Genomic DNA, 20,655 nt, shown 5'->3' with positions numbered 1-20,655 from the left:
CAGCTGGGGAGAACTCGCCCTTCCCTGTGGGCGGAGTGTGCAGAACTTTCTGTTCTCCACAGAAGAGGCGAGTTGTCCACCGGCTCCGCCCACAGGGGCAGTGGACAAAATCTGGGCCCTGAGCTGGGAAAACGAAGTTATCCACGGTATCCACAGCCCCTACTACTACGACCAACTAGAGAGAGCTCGGAATCAGTTTTGAAGCGGGGCCTGTGCACAACTCGCCCTCGGTCGCCCGACCGTCCCTCGGAGCGACTTGACCCCGACGGGCACCTACTGTCAGTGCGGTGCGTCAGACTGGTCCCCGGTGTCCTTCCCATCGCAGGGGGCGGTGACACCGAGTCGGAGGACTCAGTAGCAACAGCAGGAGGCGGCTTACGGTGAAGATCCGGGTGGAACGCGACGTACTCGCGGAGGCAGTGGCGTGGGCGGCACGCAGCCTCCCGGCCCGTCCGCCGGCGCCTGTCCTCGCCGGCCTGCTGCTGAAGGCCGAGGAAGGCCAGCTGAGCCTGTCGAGCTTCGACTACGAGGTCTCCGCTCGGGTGAGCGTCGAGGCGGAGGTCGAGGAGGAGGGCACCGTCCTCGTCTCCGGCCGGCTGCTCGCCGACATCTGCCGCGCCCTCCCCAACAGGCCGGTGGAGATTTCCACAGACGGTGTACGGGCGACGGTGGTCTGCGGCTCCTCGCGCTTCACGCTCCACACACTGCCTGTGGAGGAGTACCCGGCGCTGCCGCAGATGCCGACCGCCACCGGCACGGTCCCCGGTGAGGTCTTCGCGGCCGCCGTCTCCCAGGTGGCCATCGCCGCCGGCCGTGACGACACGCTGCCGGTCCTCACCGGTGTGCGGATCGAGATCGAGGGCGACACGGTCACCCTGGCCTCCACCGACCGCTACCGCTTCGCGGTCCGCGAGTTCCTGTGGAAGCCGGAGAACCCGGAGGCGTCCGCCGTCGCCCTCGTCCCGGCGAAGACGCTGCTGGACACCGCGAAGGCGCTCGGCGCGGGCGACACCGTCACGCTGGCGCTGTCCGGCTCGGGCGCGGGCGAGGGGCTGATCGGCTTCGAGGGCGCGGGGCGCCGTACGACGACGCGGCTGCTGGAAGGCGACCTGCCGAAGTACCGGACGCTGTTCCCGACCGAGTTCAACTCGGTCGCCGTGATCGAGACCGCGCCGTTCGTGGAGGCCGTCAAGCGTGTGGCGCTGGTCGCCGAGCGGAACACCCCGGTGCGGCTCAGCTTCGAGCAGGGCGTGCTGATCCTGGAGGCCGGGTCGAGCGACGACGCACAGGCTGTGGAGAGGGTGGACGCGCAGCTGGAGGGCGACGACATCTCGATCGCCTTCAACCCGACGTTCCTGCTGGACGGGTTGAGCGCGATCGACTCGCCGGTGGCGCAGTTGTCGTTCACTACGTCCACGAAGCCGGCGCTGTTGAGTGGGAAGCCGGCGGTGGACGCGGAGGCCGACGATGCGTACAAGTACCTGATCATGCCGGTGCGGTTGAGCGGCTGAGGTTTTCGTCCACAGGGTCGGGGTGCTCTTGTGGGTGCCCGGTGCCGTGGCTGGGCGGGGGTGGGGTCGCTTACCGGCGCGTGCAGGGTGCCTCCCCCACTCTCGGCTTCGCTCAAGCGGGGAGACCCCCACCGCCCACCTGTGCCGCCCTGGGGGTCCCCCCAGGCCCTTAAGGCACTGGGGGAGGCACGCATGCCCGCAGCTAGGGGGCGCGCAGGCCGCTGCCGAGAGGCGCTACGTCCGGGTTTAGGGTCGTACGTGGGTGCGAAAGTGCCTTCACGTCACACACAGCGACCTAAGGAACACAACTGATGGAGCTCGGTCTCGTCGGCCTCGGGAAGATGGGCGGCAACATGCGCGAGCGGATTCGCCGCGCGGGCCACACCGTCATCGGATACGACCGGAACGCGGACCTCGCGGATGTCCACAGCCTGGAAGACCTTGTGGGCAAGCTCAGCGCTCCGCGCGTGGTCTGGGTGATGGTCCCGGCCGGCGAGCCCACGCAGACGACCGTCGACCGGCTGGCCGAGCTGCTGGAGCCCGGTGACGTGGTCGTGGACGGCGGCAACTCCCGCTGGACGGACGACGAGAAGCACGCCGAGGAGCTGGCCGCCAAGGGCATAGGCTTCGTCGACTGCGGGGTCTCCGGCGGCGTCTGGGGCCTGGAGAACGGGTACGCGCTGATGTACGGCGGCGACGCCGAGAACGTCGCCAAGGTGCGGCCGGTCTTCGACGCGCTCAAGCCGGAGGGCGACTTCGGCGCGGTGCACGCGGGGAAGGTCGGCGCGGGCCACTTCGCGAAGATGGTCCACAACGGCATCGAGTACGCGATGATGCAGGCTTACGCCGAGGGCTGGGAGCTGCTGGAGAAGGTCGACTCCGTGGAGAACGTCCGCGAGGTCTTCCGCTCCTGGCAGGAAGGCACGGTCATCCGTTCCTGGCTGCTGGACCTCGCGGTGAACGCCCTCGACGAGGACGAGCACCTGGCCGGGCTGCGCGGCTTCGCCCAGGACTCGGGTGAGGGCCGGTGGACCGTGGAGGCGGCCATCGACCACGCCGTGCCGCTGCCCGCGATCACGGCCTCGCTGTTCGCGCGGTTCGCCTCCCGGCAGGAGGACTCGCCGCAGATGAAGATGATCGCCGCGCTGCGCAACCAGTTCGGCGGCCACGCCGTAGAGAAGAAGCCGTAGAGAAGAAGTAGCCGGAACACGACAGGAAGGAGGTCGGCGGGACGACCATGCACGTCACGCATCTTTCGCTGGCCGACTTCCGCTCGTACGCCCGGGCCGAGGTTCCGCTCGACCCGGGCGTCACCGCCTTCGTCGGCCCCAACGGACAGGGCAAGACCAACCTCGTCGAGGCGGTCGGCTACCTCGCGACCCTCGGCAGCCACCGCGTGTCCTCCGACGCGCCGCTGGTGCGCATGGGCGCCGAGCGGGCGGTGATCCGGGCGCAGGTCCGCCAGGGCGAGCGGCAGCAGCTGGTCGAGCTGGAGCTGAACCCGGGCCGCGCCAACCGGGCCCGGATCAACCGGTCCTCGCAGGTCAGACCGCGGGATGTGCTGGGCATCGTACGGACGGTGCTGTTCGCGCCCGAGGATCTCGCGCTGGTGAAGGGGGATCCCGGGGAGCGGCGGCGGTTCCTGGACGAGCTGATCACGGCGCGCTCCCCGCGCATGGCGGGCGTGCGCTCCGACTACGAGCGGGTGCTCAAGCAGCGCAACACGCTCCTGAAGACCGCCGCGCTGGCCCGGCGGCACGGCGGACGCGCCATGGACCTGTCCACCCTGGACGTGTGGGACCAGCATCTCGCGCGCGCGGGCGCCGAGTTGCTGGCCCGGCGCCTGGACCTCGTCGCGGCGCTGCAGCCGCTGGCCGACAAGGCGTACGAGCAACTGGCGCCGGGCGGCGGTCCGATCGTGCTGGAGTACAAGCCGTCCGCCGCGTACAAGCCGTCGGTCGAGGACAGGCCGTCCGGGTCCGGTGACGCCCACGCGCGCGAGGACCTCTACGCGCAGCTGATGGACGCCCTCACCGAGGTGCGCAAGCAGGAGATCGAGCGCGGGGTCACCCTGGTGGGCCCGCATCGCGACGATCTGGTGCTCAGGCTCGGTCAGTTGCCGGCCAAGGGGTACGCCTCGCACGGCGAGTCCTGGTCGTACGCGCTGGCGCTGCGCCTCGCGTCGTACGACCTGCTGCGCGCGGAGGGCAACGAGCCGGTGCTCGTGCTGGACGACGTCTTCGCCGAGCTGGACGCCCGCCGCCGGGAGCGGCTGGCCGAGCTGGTCGCGCCCGGCGAGCAGGTGCTGGTCACGGCCGCCGTGGACGACGACGTACCGCATGTGCTGGCGGGCGTCCGGTACGCGGTGGCCGGCGGGACGGTGGAGCGGGCGTGAGCACCGAGGAGCCGGCCCCCGGCGACGACGGGAACGCGGGCGCGCGGAAGCCGCCGGGCGCGGGCGAGCCCTCCGGCGTCGACCTCGCGCGCGTGGCGTTGCGCGCCGCGAAGGAACAGGCACGCGCGCGTGGGGACGCGGCGCGGCAGAAGAAGCAGGCGCGGCGCGGAGGCGGTCTGCGCTCCGGCGCGCGCGCGGACGGGCGCGACCCGATGGCGCTGGGTGCCGCGATCAACCGGCTGATCACCGAGCGCGGCTGGGAGGCGCCGGCCGCGGTGGGTGGCGTCATGGGCCGCTGGCCGCAGATCGTCGGGGAGGACCTGGCGAAGCACTGCGTGCCGCAGCGGTACGACGAGGACGAGCGGGTGCTGTCCGTGGCCTGCGACTCCACGGCCTGGGCGACCCAGCTGCGGCTGCTGGCCCCGGCGCTGGTGGCCCGGCTGAACGAGGACCTGGGGCACGGCACGGTCCGGGTGATCAAGGTCAACGGCCCCGGCGGCCCGGCCCGCCGCTACGGCCCGCTGCGCGCTCCCGGGAGCACGGGACCCGGCGATACCTACGGGTGACCCATGGGATCCCCGGCTGGCGCACGGGATCTGCGGCTGACGCACGGGCCCCGGCTGACCCACGGGATCCCCCGCTGACGCATGAGATCTGCGGGTTGACGCACGGGTGACGTACCTCACGTCCTGAGGGGCCCGGGCGGTGTCGCCCGTACCGCCGGGCACACCCCTGTCCACAGCTGTGGATCACGAGCTGACCCCCCAGTAGCCAAGGGTTGACGGCCCGAAGCGCTGAGTGCCGCTGTGAGCCGCTTGGAGCCCCCTTCCGTATATCGGTACCCGGCCGAGACCATTTTGGGGCGGCACATGAGGACTCAGGTACCGGCAAACCCCCATCACTGTCGGTGCTACCGGTAGACTGGAAGACAATCCCGCCCCGCTGTGGGGACCGCCCGGGAAACGCTGAGCAACGCTGATCAAGGCTTACCAACGCAACATGCCGCAGCCGCTCCGGCAACCTGCCGACGAGCCCGGCTCGTGCTGTGCCAGAAAGGGCGCTTCGTGGCCGATTCCGGCAACCCCAACGAGAACATCCCGTCCACCGACGCCGGCGTGAGCGGCGAGGCCACCGCCTCCTACGACGCCAGCGCCATCACCGTGCTGGAAGGCCTGGACGCGGTCCGCAAGCGACCGGGTATGTACATCGGTTCCACCGGTGAGCGCGGTCTGCACCACCTGGTGTACGAGGTCGTCGACAACTCGGTCGACGAGGCGCTGGCCGGGTACGCGGACACGATCGACGTGACGATCCTCGCCGACGGCGGTGTCCGGGTCGTCGACAACGGCCGTGGCATCCCGGTGGGCATCGTGCCCTCCGAGGGCAAGCCGGCCGTCGAGGTCGTGCTCACCGTGCTGCACGCGGGCGGCAAGTTCGGCGGCGGCGGTTACGCCGTCTCCGGCGGTCTGCACGGAGTCGGCGTCTCCGTGGTGAACGCGCTGTCGTCCAAGGTCTCCGTCGAGGTCAGGACCGACGGTCACCGCTGGACGCAGGACTACAAGATGGGCGTGCCCACGGCCCCGCTGGCCAAGCACGAGGCCATCGAGAAGACCGGCACGACGGTCACCTTCTGGGCCGACGCGGAGATCTTCGAGACCACCGAGTACTCCTTCGAGACGCTGTCGCGGCGCTTCCAGGAGATGGCGTTCCTCAACAAGGGTTTGACGATCAAACTCACCGACGAGCGCGAGTCGGCGAAGGCCACCAGCGGTGCGGACGAGGCGGGCGCGGACGAGAAGGCCGAGGTCAAGGCGGTCACGTACTACTACGAGGGCGGCATCGTCGACTTCGTGAAGTACCTGAACTCCCGCAAGGGCGACGTCGTGCACCCCACGGTCATCGACCTGGAGGCGGAGGACAAGGACAAGAGCCTGTCCCTTGAGGTCGCCATGCAGTGGAACGGCGGCTACAGCGAGGGCGTGTACTCCTTCGCGAACATCATCCACACGCATGAGGGCGGTACGCACGAGGAGGGCTTCCGCGCGGCCCTGACCAGCCTGATCAACAAGTACGCGCGCGACAAGAAGCTGCTGCGCGAGAAGGACGACAACCTCACCGGTGACGACATCCGTGAGGGTCTGACCGCGATCATCTCGGTGAAGCTGAGCGAGCCGCAGTTCGAGGGCCAGACGAAGACCAAGCTGGGCAACACGGAGGCCAAGACCTTCGTGCAGAAGGCGGTCTACGAGCACCTCAACGACTGGCTGGACCGCAACCCGGTCGAGGCCGCGGACATCATCCGCAAGGGCATCCAGGCGGCCACCGCGCGCGTGGCGGCCCGCAAGGCCCGCGACCTGACCCGCCGCAAGGGTCTGCTGGAGTCGGCGTCCCTGCCGGGCAAGCTGTCCGACTGCCAGTCGAACGACCCCACCAAGTGCGAGATCTTCATCGTCGAGGGTGACTCCGCCGGCGGCTCGGCCAAGTCCGGCCGCAACCCGCAGTACCAGGCGATCCTCCCGATCCGCGGCAAGATCCTCAACGTCGAGAAGGCGCGGATCGACAAGATCCTGCAGAACCAGGAGATCCAGGCGCTGATCTCCGCGTTCGGCACGGGTGTGCACGAGGACTTCGACATCGAGAAGCTCCGCTATCACAAGATCATCCTGATGGCGGACGCCGACGTCGACGGCCAGCACATCAACACCCTGCTGCTGACGTTCCTGTTCCGCTTCATGCGGCCGCTGGTCGAGGCCGGGCACGTGTTCCTGTCCCGCCCCCCGCTGTTCAAGATCAAGTGGGGCCGGGACGACGTCGAGTACGCGTACTCGGACCGGGAGCGCGACGCGCTGATCGAGATGGGCCGCCAGCGCGGCAAGCGCGTGCGCGAGGACTCGATCCAGCGCTTCAAGGGTCTCGGCGAGATGAACGCCGAGGAGCTGCGCGTGACCACGATGGACCAGGAGCACCGGGTCCTCGGCCAGGTCACCCTGGACGACGCCGCCCAGGCCGACGACCTGTTCTCGGTCCTGATGGGCGAGGACGTCGAGGCCCGGCGCCAGTTCATCCAGCGCAACGCCAAGGACGTCCGCTTCCTCGACATCTGAGTCGGTCTCAGCTGACCGCACCAGGAAGGATCCCCACCAGCAATGGCCGACGAGAACACTCCCGCGACGCCCGAAGAGGGCGGCGAACTCGCGATGCGCATCGAGCCCGTCGGGCTCGAGACGGAGATGCAGCGCTCGTACCTGGACTACGCGATGTCCGTCATCGTGTCCCGTGCGCTGCCCGACGTCCGTGACGGTCTCAAGCCCGTCCACCGCCGTGTGCTGTACGCCATGTACGACGGCGGCTACCGCCCCGAGCGCGGCTTCTACAAGTGCGCCCGTGTCGTCGGCGACGTCATGGGCAACTACCACCCGCACGGCGACTCCTCCATCTACGACGCCCTGGTCCGCCTCGCCCAGCCGTGGTCGATGCGGATGCCGCTGGTGGACTCCAACGGCAACTTCGGCTCCCCGGGCAACGACCCGGCCGCGGCGATGCGGTACACCGAGTGCAAGATGGCGCCGCTGTCGATGGAGATGGTCCGCGACATCGACGAGGAGACCGTCGACTTCACGGACAACTACGACGGCCGCTCACAGGAGCCGACCGTCCTGCCGTCCCGCTTCCCGAACCTGCTGATCAACGGCTCGGCGGGCATCGCGGTCGGCATGGCGACCAACATCCCGCCGCACAACCTGCGCGAGGTCGCGGCCGGCGCCCAGTGGTGCCTGGAGAACCCGGACGCCTCGCACGAGGAGCTGCTGGACGCGCTGATCGAGCGGATCAAGGGCCCGGACTTCCCGACGGGCGCCCTGGTGGTGGGCCGCAAGGGCATCGAGGAGGCGTACCGCACCGGGCGCGGCTCGATCACGATGCGCGCGGTGGTCGAGGTCGAGGAGATCCAGAACCGCCAGTGCCTGGTGGTCACGGAGCTGCCGTACCAGACGAACCCGGACAACCTCGCGCAGAAGATCGCCGACCTGGTGAAGGACGGCAAGATCGGCGGCATCGCCGACGTCCGTGACGAGACGTCGTCCCGCACCGGCCAGCGCCTGGTGATCGTCCTGAAGCGGGACGCGGTCGCCAAGGTCGTGCTGAACAACCTGTACAAGCACACCGACCTGCAGTCGAACTTCGGCGCCAACATGCTGGCCCTGGTCGACGGCGTGCCGCGCACCCTGTCATTGGACGCGTTCATCCGGCACTGGGTGACGCACCAGATCGAGGTCATCGTCCGCCGTACGCGCTTCCGCCTGCGCAAGGCCGAGGAGCGGGCGCACATCCTGCGCGGCCTGCTGAAGGCGCTGGACGCGATCGACGAGGTCATCGCGCTGATCCGGCGCAGCGAGACCGTCGACGTGGCGCGCCAGGGCCTGATGGGCCTGCTGGAGATCGACGAGATCCAGGCCAACGCGATCCTGGAGATGCAGCTGCGGCGCCTGGCGGCCCTGGAGCGGCAGAAGATCGTCCAGGAGCACGACGAGCTGCAGGCGAAGATCACCGAGTACAACGAGATCCTCGCCTCGCCGGTCCGCCAGCGCGGCATCGTCAGCGCGGAGCTGGCCGCGATCGTCGAGAAGTACGGCGACGACCGCAAGACCAAGCTGATCCCGTACGAGGGCGACATGTCCATCGAGGACCTGATCGCCGAAGAGGACATCGTCGTCACCGTCACCCGCGGCGGCTACGTCAAGCGGACCAAGACGGACGACTACCGCGCCCAGAAGCGCGGCGGCAAGGGCGTGCGCGGCACGAAGCTGAAGGAAGACGACATCGTCGACCACTTCTTCGTCACCACCACGCACCACTGGCTGCTGTTCTTCACCAACAAGGGCCGGGTGTACCGGGCGAAGGCGTACGAGCTCCCCGACGCCGGCCGGGACGCGCGCGGGCAGCACGTGGCGAACCTGCTGGCCTTCCAGCCGGACGAGTCGATCGCCCAGATCCTCGCGATCCGCGACTACGAGGCGACCCCGTACCTGGTGCTCGGCACCAAGGCGGGCCTGGTCAAGAAGACGCCGCTGAAGGACTACGACTCGCCGCGCTCCGGCGGTGTCATCGCGATCAACCTGCGGGAGCGGGAGGACGGCACCGACGACGAGCTGATCGGCGCCGAACTCGTCTCGGCCGACGACGACCTGCTGCTGATCAGCAAGAAGGCGCAGTCGATCCGGTTCACCGCCTCGGACGACACCCTGCGCCCGATGGGCCGCGCCACCTCCGGCGTCAAGGGGATGAGTTTCCGTGAGGGCGACGAGCTTCTCTCGATGAATGTGGTGCGACCGGGTACGTTCGTGTTCACTGCCACGGACGGCGGGTACGCGAAGCGGACCCGCGTCGACGAGTACCGCGTCCAGGGTCGCGGCGGCCTCGGCATCAAGGCCGCCAAGATCGTGGAGGACCGCGGTGAGCTGGTCGGCGCGCTGGTGGTCGAGGAGCACGACGAGATCCTCGCCATCACCCTCTCCGGCGGTGTGATTCGTACGCGAGTCAGCGGGGTCAGGGAGACCGGCCGTGACACCATGGGCGTCCAGCTGATCAACCTGGGCAAGCGCGATGCCGTGGTCGGTATCGCACGTAACGCCGAGGCGGGACGCGAGGCGGAGGAGGTCGACGGCGAGGACGTCGTCGACGAGACCGCCGAGGGTGCCGCGAGCACCGGCACGGACGAGGGTGAGGCGCCCTCGGCCGAGTAGCACGAGGAGTGAGTCACGTGAGCGGAGCCACGGGCGCCGGATCGGCCGGTACCTCCACGGGTACGGACGCGGACGGCGGCGGCCGTGGCTCCGGCGCGCGTGCGAAGCGGGCGAAGGGCAAGGCGGGGGCCGCGCAGGTGGCCTCCGCGGCGACTTCCGGAGCGGCTGCTTCGGCGGCATCTGCGCGGGCCTCCGCGGCGGCCGCCGGAAACGCGCCCGATCCGCACACGACGAACCTCAAGCCGGTGAAGGCCTCCGCGGCCGGCCCGCGCAATTCCTCGCAGGACCATCCGCAGGACTCTTCGCAGGACTCTTCGCAGGCCTCTTCCGACAAGCATGGATCCCAGGGGGGAACTGTGACGGACACCCGAGGACCGCAGACGGCGGCCGGCTCGGCCGCCCCGGGCGGAACGCAGTCGTCCTCCCCGCTGCCCGGCGAGCGCGGCCCGCAGCAGCCGGCCGGCCCCTACCACCCCCCGCAGGCCTACCCGGCCCAGGGCGTCGCGGGCACCGCGGGCGTCGCCGGGAGCACGGGCGGTACCGCCGGGGTACGGCGCCCCCGCACCGGCGCGCGCACCACCCCCCGCACCCGCAAGGCGCGGCTGCGCGTCGCCAAGGCCGACCCGTGGTCCGTGATGAAGGTCAGCTTCCTGCTCTCCATCGCGCTGGGCATCTGCACGATCGTCGCGTCGGCGGTGCTGTGGATGGTCATGGACGCGATGGGCGTGTTCGCCACGGTCGGCGGCACGATCTCGGAGGCGACCGGCTCCAACGAGTCGAACGGCTTCGACCTCCAGTCGTTCCTGTCGCTGCCGCACGTCCTGATGTTCACGGCGATCATCGCGGTCATCGACGTCGTCCTCGCCACCGCGCTGGCGACCCTCGGCGCGTTCATCTACAACCTCTCCGCGGGCTTCGTGGGCGGCGTCGAGCTGACCCTCGCGGAGGACGAGTAGCGGGGGCTTTGCCGAGGACGAGTAGCGGGGGCTTTGCCGAGGACGAGTGGCGGGCCCTCGCCGACGGCGAGTGGCGGGGCCGGCGAAATCCGGCCCCCGCACCCCCGCCACGTGCCCTGACGGTCCCCCGACAACCGATTTTGGGACTTCCCCGGTCGTGCGCTAATCTTCAGGAGTCAGCGCGCGGGACACACCCCCGCAGAGCGCGGCGGGGCTATAGCTCAGTTGGTTAGAGCGCATCCCTGATAAGGATGAGGCCACAGGTTCAAATCCTGTTAGCCCCACCAGCGAGAAGAACCCCCAGCCGATACCGGCTGGGGGTTCTTTGACATCCATGGATGACATCAGCGGATGAGCAGATCTCTCAGCTCAGTACGCCGGCGAGGGTGGCCTGATCCAGGAGTCGGGGCGGCGATCTGGACGTAAGCAGCGGCGGCTCCGGCGGCGAGGCGGGCCAGGCCGCGCAGGACGTCAGCCGCGTCGTGGCGTCCAGGTCGTTCGTCCAGTGGCGCGCTCCGCCTGGGGGGCATGAACCGCATGAACCACGCTCGCTCCACGGTGTGTGAAGGCGACGGTGTGAGGGGTGAGAACTGGGGCACAGGATGGGCTGAGAAGGGCCGGAACACTGGCCGAGCCACCACCCGCCGCGTGACTACTCAGGCAACGGCCGGCAGCGCCACGACTGAACGGAATCCTCTCATCACCCGAATGGCGTAGCTCCGCATGCGCCCGCGAAGGATCGCTGTTGTGCTGAGAGGGTCCTTACTGTCGAACAGGGAGAACCTGTCGTGACGTTACGTACCTTAACCGCGGCTGCCGCGTTAGCAGTCGCCATGTCCGTCCCGGCGACGGTCGCCTACGCCGACACCGGAGCCACCGCTGCCACTGCTGCCACGGGGGCCACCGCCGCCACCGCCGCTACCGGAGCCACGGCTGCCACCGCTCCGACAGGCAGTGGAGCCTGTGGTTCCGCTGCCACAGCGGCCACTGGAGCTACCGCTGCTACGGCGGCGACCGGAGCTACGGCTGCTACCGCTGCCACTGGAGCCACCGGCGCTACCGCGGGAACGGGCGCAACTGGTGCCACGGCGGCCACAGGCGCGACGGCGGCTACTGCTGCTACCGGAGCTACTGGAGCTACGGCGGCGACCGCTCCGACAGGTGGTGGCGGTTGCGGCTCCGGCGGCACTGGGGCCACGGGAGCGACCGGTGCGACTGGGGCCACCGGTGCGACTGGGGCCACCGGTGCGACTGGCGCCACCGGAGCGACCGGCGCCACCGGCTGACCGACAAGCACGACAGGGGTGGTAGGCACTGAACTTCAGGGAACGAGCCGCCTGCGAGCGGTATCGGTTGGCTAAGCTCGCGGTGTCACCGTGATCGATTTGATGACGATGAGACCTCAGGTTCAAATCCTGTCTGCCCCATCAGGAGAGAAGGCCCCCGGCCACGATCGGCCGGGGGCCTTCGACCTTCACGCGCCACGGCCCCCGGACAGCGCGAGACCCCCGGCCTGAGCTGGCGCCGGGGGTCTTCCGTGTCGACTGGTGCGTACGCAAGTCGCCGTCTGGTCGATACGTCCGCGGTACGGGGGAGGTGACTGGCTCAGCAGTCGAGCGGGGCGAGGACTTCGTCCGCGAGGTCGGCCGTGTCGGGGAGGGAGCCGTGGCGGCAGCTGGGGGACTTGCCGTGGGCCTCGGCCCGGATGCGCTGCTTCATCGTGGGGGGCAGGGCGCTGGCGTGAGGTGACCAGGTCCACTGGTGGGCCGCCGGGATCGGCGGGACCGTCCGCTGCGCGGTGTTCTCGACGGGGCTGGAGTTCTGGGGCGTGGCCGCCGCGGTGGTGGCGGTGACGAGTCCCAGCGCCGTGCACAGCGCGAGGAAGGCGGTGACGATGGCGGTCCACAGCTTCATGACCTTGTTCTGGGTCATGGCCCCTCACTTTCGGGTCAGGCGATTTGCGTACTTTCCTCATGATGTGTATGTGGGCCGGGAAGTGGTGGACCTCGGCTCGTGGCGCGGCGATGTTCAGATGAACACCACTCGGATGGGCGCAAGAAGGCCGGAAACCTCATCAAACCGGCGAGGTCCGGCGAAGAAGGGGCAAAGTGACCGTCCGTGAGGATGTGATCACCCTCAGATCAGAGCGGCTCAGTCCCGCCGTATCGCTCGGTGCTGAGCGGGAGTTGAGGGGCGGACGCAGGTCACCGATCGGTATCGGTCGGTGTGTATAGTCGGGCGCCAGAGGTCCCCTACGTCAAGGAAAGACGAGGTCGCGCGGTGAAGAAGCTGCTCCTGGTCGCACTGGCCGCCATCGGCGGGCTCCTCGTGTACCGCCAGATCCAGGCGGATCGCGCCGAGCAGGACCTGTGGACGGAGGCGACTGACTCCGTGCCCACGGGTTCGTGAGTACCGGTACCGACACCAGAATCTGAACAGACCCCGGCCGCCCGCGCGGCCGGGGTTTTGTGTGCCGCCCGGCGGCCGCACGGATTGCGGGGATGACCGGGGTGCGTTAGGGGCAGGATGGCCACGGTCCGGCGGGCGGCCGCCGAGGACACGAAGGCATCTGGAGCGGCAGGGGGTGTGGCGCGTGCGGGGGTGGCGTGATCGGTTGCCCGCGGCTGCGCGGTGGTGTGCGGCCGGCTCCCGGGCGGGGCGTCGTACGGCGCGTCGTACGGCGGTCGTCGCGCTTGTGCTGGGTGCCCTGGCCGCGTTGCCCGGCGGGGCCACGGCGACGGCCGCCGGCGGGCCGTCGTACGGCTTCACCCCCGGCGACATGGCCGTGGAGGGCGCCAATGGCACCGCCGGCGCCCCGCTGCTGGAGCCCGGCCGGACCTACCGCGGCTCCATCCCGCCCGGCGGCAAGCTCTACTACCGCCTCGAACTGCACGCCGCCACCACGGCGTACGTCCCCGTCACCGCCGTACCCCCGGCCGGCGCCACCGTGGCCGCCACCGACGGCATCCACGTCTCGGTCAAGGACGCGCACGGCGGCTCCTGCTCCTACGCCTCCGAGCAGTTCGGCGCCGGACTCAGCCCCCGGCCCGTCACGGCCCTCGGCCGGCGCCAGGCCGGCAAGGCGGTGTGCCAGGGGGCCGGGACGTACTACGTGCTCGTCGAGCGGCTCGACTCCGGCGGCACGGGCGCGGAGGCGTCCGGGGGGCCAGGGGCGTCCGGGGGGTCAGAGGGGTCAGAGGGGCCTGCGGCGTCCGGTGGTACGGCGGGCTCCGCGCGGCGCTGGGGTCTGGAGATCGCGCCCGTCACGGAACCGGCCCTGAAGAAGGCCGGGGCGACCAGTGCGCCAGGGGGCTGGAACTCGGCCTCGCCCGAGCCCGCCACCGGTCAGGCCCGGCAGCGGTCGGGCGGTACCGGGTTCGCCTTCGCCCGCCCGCTCGGGCCCGGAGTCTGGCAGACCCGCATCGCCCCCGGCGAGACCCTCTTCTACAAGGTGCCGGCCGACTGGGGACAGCAACTGGCCGCCACCGCCGAACTGGGCGGCTCCTCCGGCGGCCACGGCTATGTCGGCGGCGCGCTGAACCTCGCGCTCTACAACCCCGTGCGCGGGTCCGTCGACAACGCGGCCCTCGGCTACACCGGCACCGCGAAGACCACCGCCCTCGACCCGGCGCCGCCCGTGGAGTACGCCAACCGGTACGCCCCCGTCAGCGGCGTCAGCTCCGTCCGCTTCGCCGGCGACTACTACCTGGTCCTGCACCTGAGCACGCGGATGAGCGACACCTTCGGGGCGGGACCCTTCACGGTGACGCTCCGGGTCCGGGTCGACGGCCGGGCGCATGACGGGCCCGGCTACGCCGGAAAGCCGGTGCCGGCCGGCGTCTTCACGGTCACCCCCGGAGACCGTCTCGCGGCTGAAACCGGCGGCACCGGCGGTATCGGCCATACCGGGGGCGGCGGTGACCCCGCGATGAAGGTGGTCGCCGCCTGCGGGATCGGTGCGGGGACCGCCCTGCTGCTGGTGCTGGGCGTGTGGACGGTCGTGGCCCGGAGGGCTCAGCCGCGGGCGAGCGCCCAGAAACCGACGGCGTAGCAGGCGAGTGCCAGGAGCAGGATCGGTATCGCCGCCTTGGCCGGGGGACCGGGGCGGCGGCCCGTGGTGCGCCGGGCCCGTGCACGGCTGTGGGCACGGTGCGTGCGGGGCGCCCGACGGGCCTCGGCGGTTCCCGGCCGATCGGCGCCCGCCACCCGCTGTGCCGGGCTCCCGTTCTGTGGATCGTGAGCGGTGTACGACGCCGTGGAGGTGTCGGCGTGGGGGCGCGGGTGCGGCGGTGGCGTCGGCGTGGGCGGGTGGGGCGGCCAGGAGGCCCCGGACCAGAGGGCGCCGGGCCGGCCGGCGGGATTCCGGTGGGCGGGGTCCGTCCGCTCGTGGGGCGGTACGGCGGGGGAGGGATGGGCGACCGCATCGGCCGGGTGGCCCGTGCCCTCCTGCCCCGGCTGCGGGGCGTACGGCTGTGAGGTGTACGGCCGTGGGGTGTACGGCTCCGGAGGCGTCGCCGGCTGGGGCGGCGGGAGCGGGAAGCTGCCGGTGTCCGACATGGCGGGCAGCGGGGGCGCCGTACCGTGCCCGGTGGTGAGGCGGGGGTCGGTGGGTGGCGTGGCGTCGGTGTGCGGTGTCGCGGCGGTGCCGGTCGCCCGGTTCCGGGCGGCGGCGCCGGTGCCCGGGCTGCCGGTCGGCTCCGGTCCGTCGCTCCCCGTGGTCTCGGCCCGGTTCGGGCGCCGCAGCTCCGGGGCCACCCCGGACGCCGCCTTGAGCGGGCCGTCCGGTCCGAACCCGGGTGGCAGCGGGCCGAGTTGGTCGAAGATCTCGATCAACTCGTCGTCCGGGCCCGGCTCGGGCAGGAGTTCCCGGGCCGTGGCGAGCGCCTTGCGCGCCCCCGTGGCCGTGCGGAAACGGGCCTCCGGGTCGGGCTGGAGGAGGGTCGCGACGACCTGCCAGAGGGGCTCCGGGATGCCCGTGGGCGGCCCCGGCGTCCCGTTGTCGACGAAGTACTCCACGAGGGCCTTGGCGTCCGGCTTGGCGCCCTCCAGGAGATACAGGGCGACCAGCCCTACGGCGAACAGGTCGGCGGGGAAGTCCGGTTCGGCGCCCAGCAGTTGCTCGGGGGCGAGATAACCCGGGGTGCCCACCACGAGGTTGGTCTCGGTCAGGCGGGGCTCGCCGAGCCGCATGGCGATGCCGAAGTCGGACAGCCGCAGCCGCGGCCGGCCGGTGCCGGTGGCCTCCAGCAGCAGGTTCGCGGGCTTGATGTCACGGTGGACGACACCTTCCGCGTGCACCGCGGCGAGCCCGGACAGGAGTTGGTCGAGCAGGGTGCACACGAACGCCGGCGGAAGGGGGCCGTAGTCGCCGACGAGGTGGACGAGGCAGCCGCCTGCGACCAGGTCCATGGTGAACAGCACCTGGTCGTCGTCCGCGGCCCAGCTGGCCGGGGCGAGCACATGCGGGTGGTCGATGCGCAGCGCCTGCTCCCGGACGAAGCGGAGCAGTGTGTGGGCGTCCCGCTGCTGGAGCACCTTGGCGGCCACATAGCGGCGCCTGCGGTGGTCCCAGGCACGCCACACGGCGCCCACCCCGCCGCGCCCGATCGGGTCGGCCAGCTCGTACCGGCCGGCGAACACCTCACCCATGGCAGTCCGTCGCTCCTCCCCCTCGGTCCCCCGCTACCCCCTCGCCCCCGCCGGCATGCGGCGCGGGCGGCGCGTGTCGGTGCAGGCCGCCCAACCGTCCTGGGCCGCACGACCGGCGGGACCTGACGGCTCTGCGACACCGGCCGCTCCCTCGTGTCCCGGCCCTCGTGTCCCGGCCCCGTTGTCCCGGCTCCCTCGATGCCGGCCCCGCCTCCCCGCCGGCCCCTTCTCGAACCCCGGCTCCGGCCCGGCTCCCGGGCCCCCTTCCGGTGCGCCGGGCCGTGGGCTCAGTTCTGGTGGGACTGGTAGTGCGCGACCGCGTCGGACGTGCGGCCGGCGCCGTAGACCCGGAGGAACTCCGCCAGTTCAGGCTGGCTCGCGGCGAGGGTGTCGGCGGCCTCGATGATGTCACCGGCGGCGGCCACCGAGCGCAGGAGCGACTGGATCTCGCGCACCACCCGCTTGACCGTCGGCGCCCCCGAACTGCTCGTCGTCTGCGTGGTGTTGCTGAGCACCGAGCCCCCCTGCGACTTCTTGATCTCGTCCATGCGCTCCGTCGCCTCGGCCGCGCTGACGCTGCCGTCCGCGGCCTGTGCCGCCAGCTCCTGCAGCAGCTGCACCCGCTGGACCACGGCGGGATTGCCGATCTTGGCGCGCTGACCGCTCATCAACTGCGAGAGCATCGGCGCGGACAGTCCCAGGACTGCCGCGAGCCGGGCCTGGTTGAGCCCGAGATCGTCGATCAGCTTACGGAAGAGCGCCCCCAACGGCTCCCCGTACCAGTTCCGCTGCAGCTCCCGCGCTCTCGCGGTGGCTTCCTGCTGTGCGGCGTCCATTGCGTCTCCCCATCGCTTCCCCTGAAAACCGCGGTTCGCTGTAGCGAACCACGTCGAGCATCTTACGGAGCGTGGTCATTCGCGGGGAGCCCCAATCTTTTTGCCAGCCACGGGGGGTGACCCGGTATTCTGGTCTGCGGCACCCGCCGGTAAGCGGTTCGTTCGGCTGGTGCTTCCCTCACGGGGCCTTAGCTCAGTTGGTAGAGCGCTGTCTTTGCATGGCAGATGTCAGGGGTTCGACTCCCCTAGGCTCCACTGCAGGTCAGACGCCCTCCGAGGTACTCCCTCGGGGGGCGTGCTCACGCCCTGAGTCCGCATAGAGTCCACAACGCCAGATGATCACGGTTTGGTGGCGGCGGTCCTGGGCACTTGAACAAAACGTTGAGCGCTTTAGAGTGCCTAGCGAAAGACGGGGACGGCGCGGCTCCCCACGCGCGCCAGACAGAGGCTCGTCGTCACCTGCGGGACCCCGGATGGGGAGATCCGGCCCGCGGGCGGCGGCCCCCGCCGAGGAGATCGGCGGGGGCCGTGCGTACAAACGTAGACCGCCCCACCCCGGACAGGGGGTGGGGCGGCTTGCTCTGGCCGGGGCCAGAGCCAGGATGACGGGATCCGGCGGACAGAGGTACGCCGGGCCGCATCCCGCCCGCGCGCGGGCGCGGGCGCCTGTATGGGGGGCGGCCAAGGCCAGCCCCCGTCTTTTGCCCAGTGCAACTGTTTCCCAGTCGCACCCTTTCATCCGGACTGTCTTGATCACAAAAAGCCTGCTGGTGGCAGGCTGACAACGGATGACGCTGGTCACAGCGTTTGTCGAATGCCGCACGACTCGCCCGACGCCGACCTCTGGAAACTCCACGAACGCCGCCGCGTCGGTCAGCGCATCCGCGAGGAGCGCCTCCACCGCAACCTCACCCAGGAGCACGTCTACCTGGCGGTGCCGCTGAACCGCAGCCACTACCAGGCCATCGAGGCGGGCGAGGCCAACCCCACCCTGGACGTGCTGCTGCGCATCTGCCGGGTGATCGGCGTACGCCTCGATCTCGTGCGGTGAGGCCGCCGCCCGGCGCCGTAGAGACCGAGCGGCGGCCGACCCCAGCAGCACCCCAAGTTCGCCGTCGGGGACTGCTGGAGACCCTGCCCGTTCCTGACCCCATCGGCGCGGGCCAGGAGCGAGGGCTATCCGGCCGGCTCCGAGCGGGGCTGCCGGCACCTCCTCTGCAGCCGGTACAGGCCGCGGCCGACGACGCAGGCCGCGGCCGTGTCCTCCGTCGTGCACAGGGTGCAGGTGGTGCTGTGGTCCATGAGCGCGCGGCGGGCGTAGCGGGCGGTGCAGGCGTGGCAGGCCCGGGGGAACCAGCGCATGCCGCAGATGGAGCTGCTGCCGGAGAGGGGGCTGGTGCGCTCGCCGAGGTCGACGGCCGTCTCTGCGTTCAGGGGGGTGCCGCACCAGACGCAGTCCCGGCCCCGCGTCCGGTCGACGGCGAGCCCGTCCAGCTGCGGGAGTCTGACGGCCAGCACGTCTACGACCTCGGCCGGAAGGTCCAGCGCTACGGCGGTCATGCCGGGGTCTCGGCTCGCTGCTGGAGGGCGTCGGCCAGGCGGAGCGCGATGTCCGATCGGACCCGCCCCAGCTCAACCAGGCGGAGGCTCGGGGATGCCGCATCGACCGCGAGGGACGGGAGGACGATGCCTGCCTGGTCCAGTGCCGTACGCAGGCGCTCGACGGCGACGAAGGGGTCGACATTGTTGATGGGTGAGGAGGCCATACGTGGACGGTAGGGGCGCTGGGTTGCTCACCGCAGTACAGGTTTCGCAGAGTTTCTTGACCGTCGCAGAGAGTTGCGTCATTTTTCTAATGCGGACCGCCTGAGGGACTGCCCCGCGCCCGGCTCCTCGGGCAAGGCTGGTCCCCACGCCCAGGACATCAGGAGGGGAACGCGATGCGACGACTTCGGTTCAACGGCACCGGCTCAGGCGGCGGCGGCTGCCCCGCCATCCACGAAGACCTCAGCACCGGGGAGGTCATCGTGCACGGGCCGCCGCTCACCGACCCGGCCGACCTCGCCCAGCTGCAGCACCTCAACGATGGGGAGGTAGCCGTCGTCGTCCCCCGGAATACGCTGGTCGACTTCGGGCCCCGCGACGACAGCCCGCGGCTCATCGACGCCGCCGAAGACTTCGACAGGCTGTTCACCACGTTCGAGCACACCGCGTGGCGGCTGGAGACTCGGCGCCGCTACGCCAGCGACGAGCAGACCGACGAGTGGGCCCAGCACGCCAAGGGGCAGCGCATCGACTGGGACTACGACGACGCGTGGTGCCGCAACGTCCGCGCGCAGACCGCGGCCGGGAAGCGGTTCGAGCGCGTACGCCTGGTTGACAGCCCGGCCACCCCCGGCCAGCTGTACCTGCGGAGCAACGCCGCCCGGAACTGCGCCGTCGGCGAGGACATCCGCAACCTCTCCCGCGCGCAGGCCGAGCAGCTGCACCTGCCCGGCGAGGACTTCTGGCTGTTCGACTCCCGGCTGGTGGCCCGCCTGCTCTTCGACCAGGACGACCATCTCACCGGGGCGGAACTCATCACCGAGCCGGCCGCCGTGAACCGGTACTGCCAGGCACGTGACGCGGCCTGGCATCATGCAGTTCCGTACGCCCAGTTCGACATCAACGGCACGTGACGTGAGGTCCGGTGAGCACTGACTACCAGCAGGCCCGTGAAGCGCTCGGGCTCTCCCTGCGAGAGCTGCGGCTCACGGCCCCCGGCGGTCGGCTCACCGGCGCCCAGCTCGTGGAGCGCCTCGGCGGCGGCTGGACCAAGTCGAAGGTCAGCAAGCTGGAGAACGGCCGGCAGACCGCCACCGCCGAGGAACTCCAGGCGTGGGCCGAAGCCACCGGGCAGCCCGGCGCCGTGCCCGGGCTGCTCGCCCAGCTGCGCGGCTTCGAGTCGCACATCCGCTCCTGGCGGCGGCAGCTGGCCTCCGGGCACCGGCCGGTCCAGGAGGCCATCACGGCCGAGCACGACCGGACTACGGTGCTCACCATCTGGGAGAACGTCCTCGTCCCCGGGATGCTGCAGACCGCCGACTACGCGCGGCACGTCCTCACCCGGCACGCCAACCTGATGCAGTCCCCCCGGGACACGGAGGACGCAGTACGGGCCCGGATCCGCCGGCAGGAAGGCCTGTACGAGCGGGGCCGAACGTACCGGATCATGATGTGGGAAGGCGTCCTGCGCTCGCTGGTGTGCCCGCCGGCGGTGCTGGCCGCGCAGCTTGACCGGCTGTCGGCCGTGGTCGGCCTGGACACGGTGGAGCTGGGCATCGTGCCGTTCTCCGCGTCGCTGAAGATCTACCCGGGGAACGGGTTCTGGGTGTACGACGATCGCCGGGTCGTGGTGGAGGACTGGCACGCTGAGCTGTGGCTGGACGACGCGGACTCCGTCGCGGTCTATCTGCGGGTGTGGAACACGCTGCGGGAGTCTGCGGTGTACGGCGCGGACGCACAGGCGGTGATCAACCGGGCCCGGCGCGCCCTGCACCCGCAGTGAGCCCGGACACGACGAAGGGC

17 protein-coding genes and 2 tRNA genes are annotated in these 20,655 nt (G+C 70.8%); 14 read left to right on the top strand and 5 right to left on the bottom strand.

The window, feature by feature from the left end:
• Positions 1 to 380 precede the first annotated feature (380 nt).
• From dnaN to DBP14_RS16830, 8 genes are all read left to right on the top strand, one after another.
• Complete coding sequence (dnaN, locus tag DBP14_RS16865; protein WP_129308022.1) at positions 381 to 1,511, top strand: DNA polymerase III subunit beta; 1,131 nt, start codon at positions 381 to 383, stop codon at positions 1,509 to 1,511.
• Between the two features lie 311 nt (positions 1,512 to 1,822).
• Positions 1,823 to 2,701: a phosphogluconate dehydrogenase (NAD(+)-dependent, decarboxylating) gene (gene gnd / locus DBP14_RS16860; protein WP_129308021.1), complete on the top strand. Its 879-nt coding sequence runs from the start codon at positions 1,823 to 1,825 to the stop codon at positions 2,699 to 2,701.
• A 47-nt stretch (positions 2,702 to 2,748) separates the two neighbouring features.
• The gene (gene recF / locus DBP14_RS16855) at positions 2,749 to 3,906 is read left to right on the top strand and encodes a DNA replication/repair protein RecF (protein WP_129308020.1); all 1,158 of its coding nucleotides are present in this window, start codon (positions 2,749 to 2,751) and stop codon (positions 3,904 to 3,906) included.
• Entirely contained in the window at positions 3,903 to 4,472 is a 570-nt protein-coding gene (locus DBP14_RS16850) for a DciA family protein (protein ID WP_129308019.1), read from the top strand. Before recF ends, DBP14_RS16850 begins: the two co-directional genes overlap by 4 nt.
• A 474-nt stretch (positions 4,473 to 4,946) precedes the next feature.
• The gene (gene gyrB / locus DBP14_RS16845) at positions 4,947 to 7,010 is read left to right on the top strand and encodes a DNA topoisomerase (ATP-hydrolyzing) subunit B (RefSeq protein WP_129308018.1); all 2,064 of its coding nucleotides are present in this window, start codon (positions 4,947 to 4,949) and stop codon (positions 7,008 to 7,010) included.
• A gap of 42 nt (positions 7,011 to 7,052) precedes the next feature.
• Positions 7,053 to 9,647, top strand: a complete 2,595-nt coding sequence (gene gyrA / locus DBP14_RS16840) for a DNA gyrase subunit A (protein ID WP_129308017.1) — start codon at positions 7,053 to 7,055, stop codon at positions 9,645 to 9,647.
• Positions 9,648 to 9,664: 17 nt separating this feature from the next.
• The gene (locus DBP14_RS16835) at positions 9,665 to 10,603 is read left to right on the top strand and encodes a DUF3566 domain-containing protein (protein WP_129308016.1); all 939 of its coding nucleotides are present in this window, start codon (positions 9,665 to 9,667) and stop codon (positions 10,601 to 10,603) included.
• Between the two features lie 210 nt (positions 10,604 to 10,813).
• Positions 10,814 to 10,890: transfer RNA gene (locus DBP14_RS16830), tRNA-Ile, on the top strand.
• 1,318 nt (positions 10,891 to 12,208) lie between these two features.
• Here the strand turns inward: DBP14_RS16830 and DBP14_RS16820 are convergent.
• Positions 12,209 to 12,535: a DUF6344 domain-containing protein gene (locus DBP14_RS16820; protein WP_129308015.1), complete on the bottom strand. Its 327-nt coding sequence runs from the start codon at positions 12,533 to 12,535 to the stop codon at positions 12,209 to 12,211.
• 348 nt (positions 12,536 to 12,883) lie between these two features.
• Here DBP14_RS16820 and DBP14_RS16815 point away from each other — a divergent pair, with 348 nt between their 5' ends.
• A complete protein-coding gene (locus DBP14_RS16815) occupies positions 12,884 to 13,012 on the top strand; it encodes a DLW-39 family protein (RefSeq protein WP_003999697.1) in 129 nt (42 codons plus the stop codon).
• Between the two features lie 205 nt (positions 13,013 to 13,217).
• Positions 13,218 to 14,654, top strand: coding sequence for a hypothetical protein (locus DBP14_RS16810; RefSeq protein ID WP_129308014.1), 1,437 nt, complete (start codon positions 13,218 to 13,220; stop codon positions 14,652 to 14,654).
• Here the strand turns inward: DBP14_RS16810 and DBP14_RS16805 are convergent.
• Positions 14,618 to 16,252 (bottom strand): serine/threonine-protein kinase, encoded by a 1,635-nt coding sequence (locus DBP14_RS16805; protein ID WP_129308013.1) that lies wholly within the window; start codon positions 16,250 to 16,252, stop codon positions 14,618 to 14,620. The genes DBP14_RS16810 and DBP14_RS16805 overlap by 37 nt on opposite strands.
• 287 nt (positions 16,253 to 16,539) lie before the next feature.
• Positions 16,540 to 17,088, bottom strand: coding sequence for a DNA-binding protein (locus DBP14_RS16800; protein WP_129308012.1), 549 nt, complete (start codon positions 17,086 to 17,088; stop codon positions 16,540 to 16,542).
• Between the two features lie 182 nt (positions 17,089 to 17,270).
• Here DBP14_RS16800 and DBP14_RS16795 point away from each other — a divergent pair.
• Both DBP14_RS16795 and DBP14_RS16790 read left to right on the top strand, forming a co-directional pair.
• Positions 17,271 to 17,343 (top strand) — tRNA-Ala (locus DBP14_RS16795).
• A 559-nt stretch (positions 17,344 to 17,902) separates the two neighbouring features.
• Entirely contained in the window at positions 17,903 to 18,139 is a 237-nt protein-coding gene (locus tag DBP14_RS16790; protein ID WP_129308011.1) for a helix-turn-helix transcriptional regulator, read from the top strand.
• Positions 18,140 to 18,264: 125 nt separating this feature from the next.
• On the opposite strand, the gene DBP14_RS16785 is transcribed toward DBP14_RS16790, so the two are convergent.
• Both DBP14_RS16785 and DBP14_RS16780 read right to left on the bottom strand, forming a co-directional pair.
• Positions 18,265 to 18,648, bottom strand: coding sequence for a hypothetical protein (locus DBP14_RS16785; RefSeq protein WP_129308010.1), 384 nt, complete (start codon positions 18,646 to 18,648; stop codon positions 18,265 to 18,267).
• Entirely contained in the window at positions 18,645 to 18,854 is a 210-nt protein-coding gene (locus tag DBP14_RS16780) for a hypothetical protein (RefSeq protein WP_129308009.1), read from the bottom strand. The genes DBP14_RS16785 and DBP14_RS16780 overlap by 4 nt, the downstream gene beginning before the upstream one ends.
• A 174-nt stretch (positions 18,855 to 19,028) precedes the next feature.
• Here DBP14_RS16780 and DBP14_RS16775 point away from each other — a divergent pair, with 174 nt between their 5' ends.
• Together DBP14_RS16775 and DBP14_RS16770 are read left to right on the top strand one after the other, a co-directional pair.
• Positions 19,029 to 19,766, top strand: a complete 738-nt coding sequence (locus DBP14_RS16775) for a DUF6879 family protein (RefSeq protein ID WP_129308008.1) — start codon at positions 19,029 to 19,031, stop codon at positions 19,764 to 19,766.
• A gap of 11 nt (positions 19,767 to 19,777) precedes the next feature.
• Positions 19,778 to 20,635, top strand: a complete 858-nt coding sequence (locus DBP14_RS16770; protein ID WP_129308007.1) for a helix-turn-helix transcriptional regulator — start codon at positions 19,778 to 19,780, stop codon at positions 20,633 to 20,635.
• Positions 20,636 to 20,655 lie beyond the last annotated feature (20 nt).

It is taken from the genome of Streptomyces sp. L2, assembly GCF_004124325.1.
In the GTDB taxonomy this organism is placed as follows: Bacteria; Actinomycetota; Actinomycetes; order Streptomycetales; family Streptomycetaceae; genus Streptomyces.
This window is presented reverse-complemented; position numbering and strand designations above follow the sequence as displayed.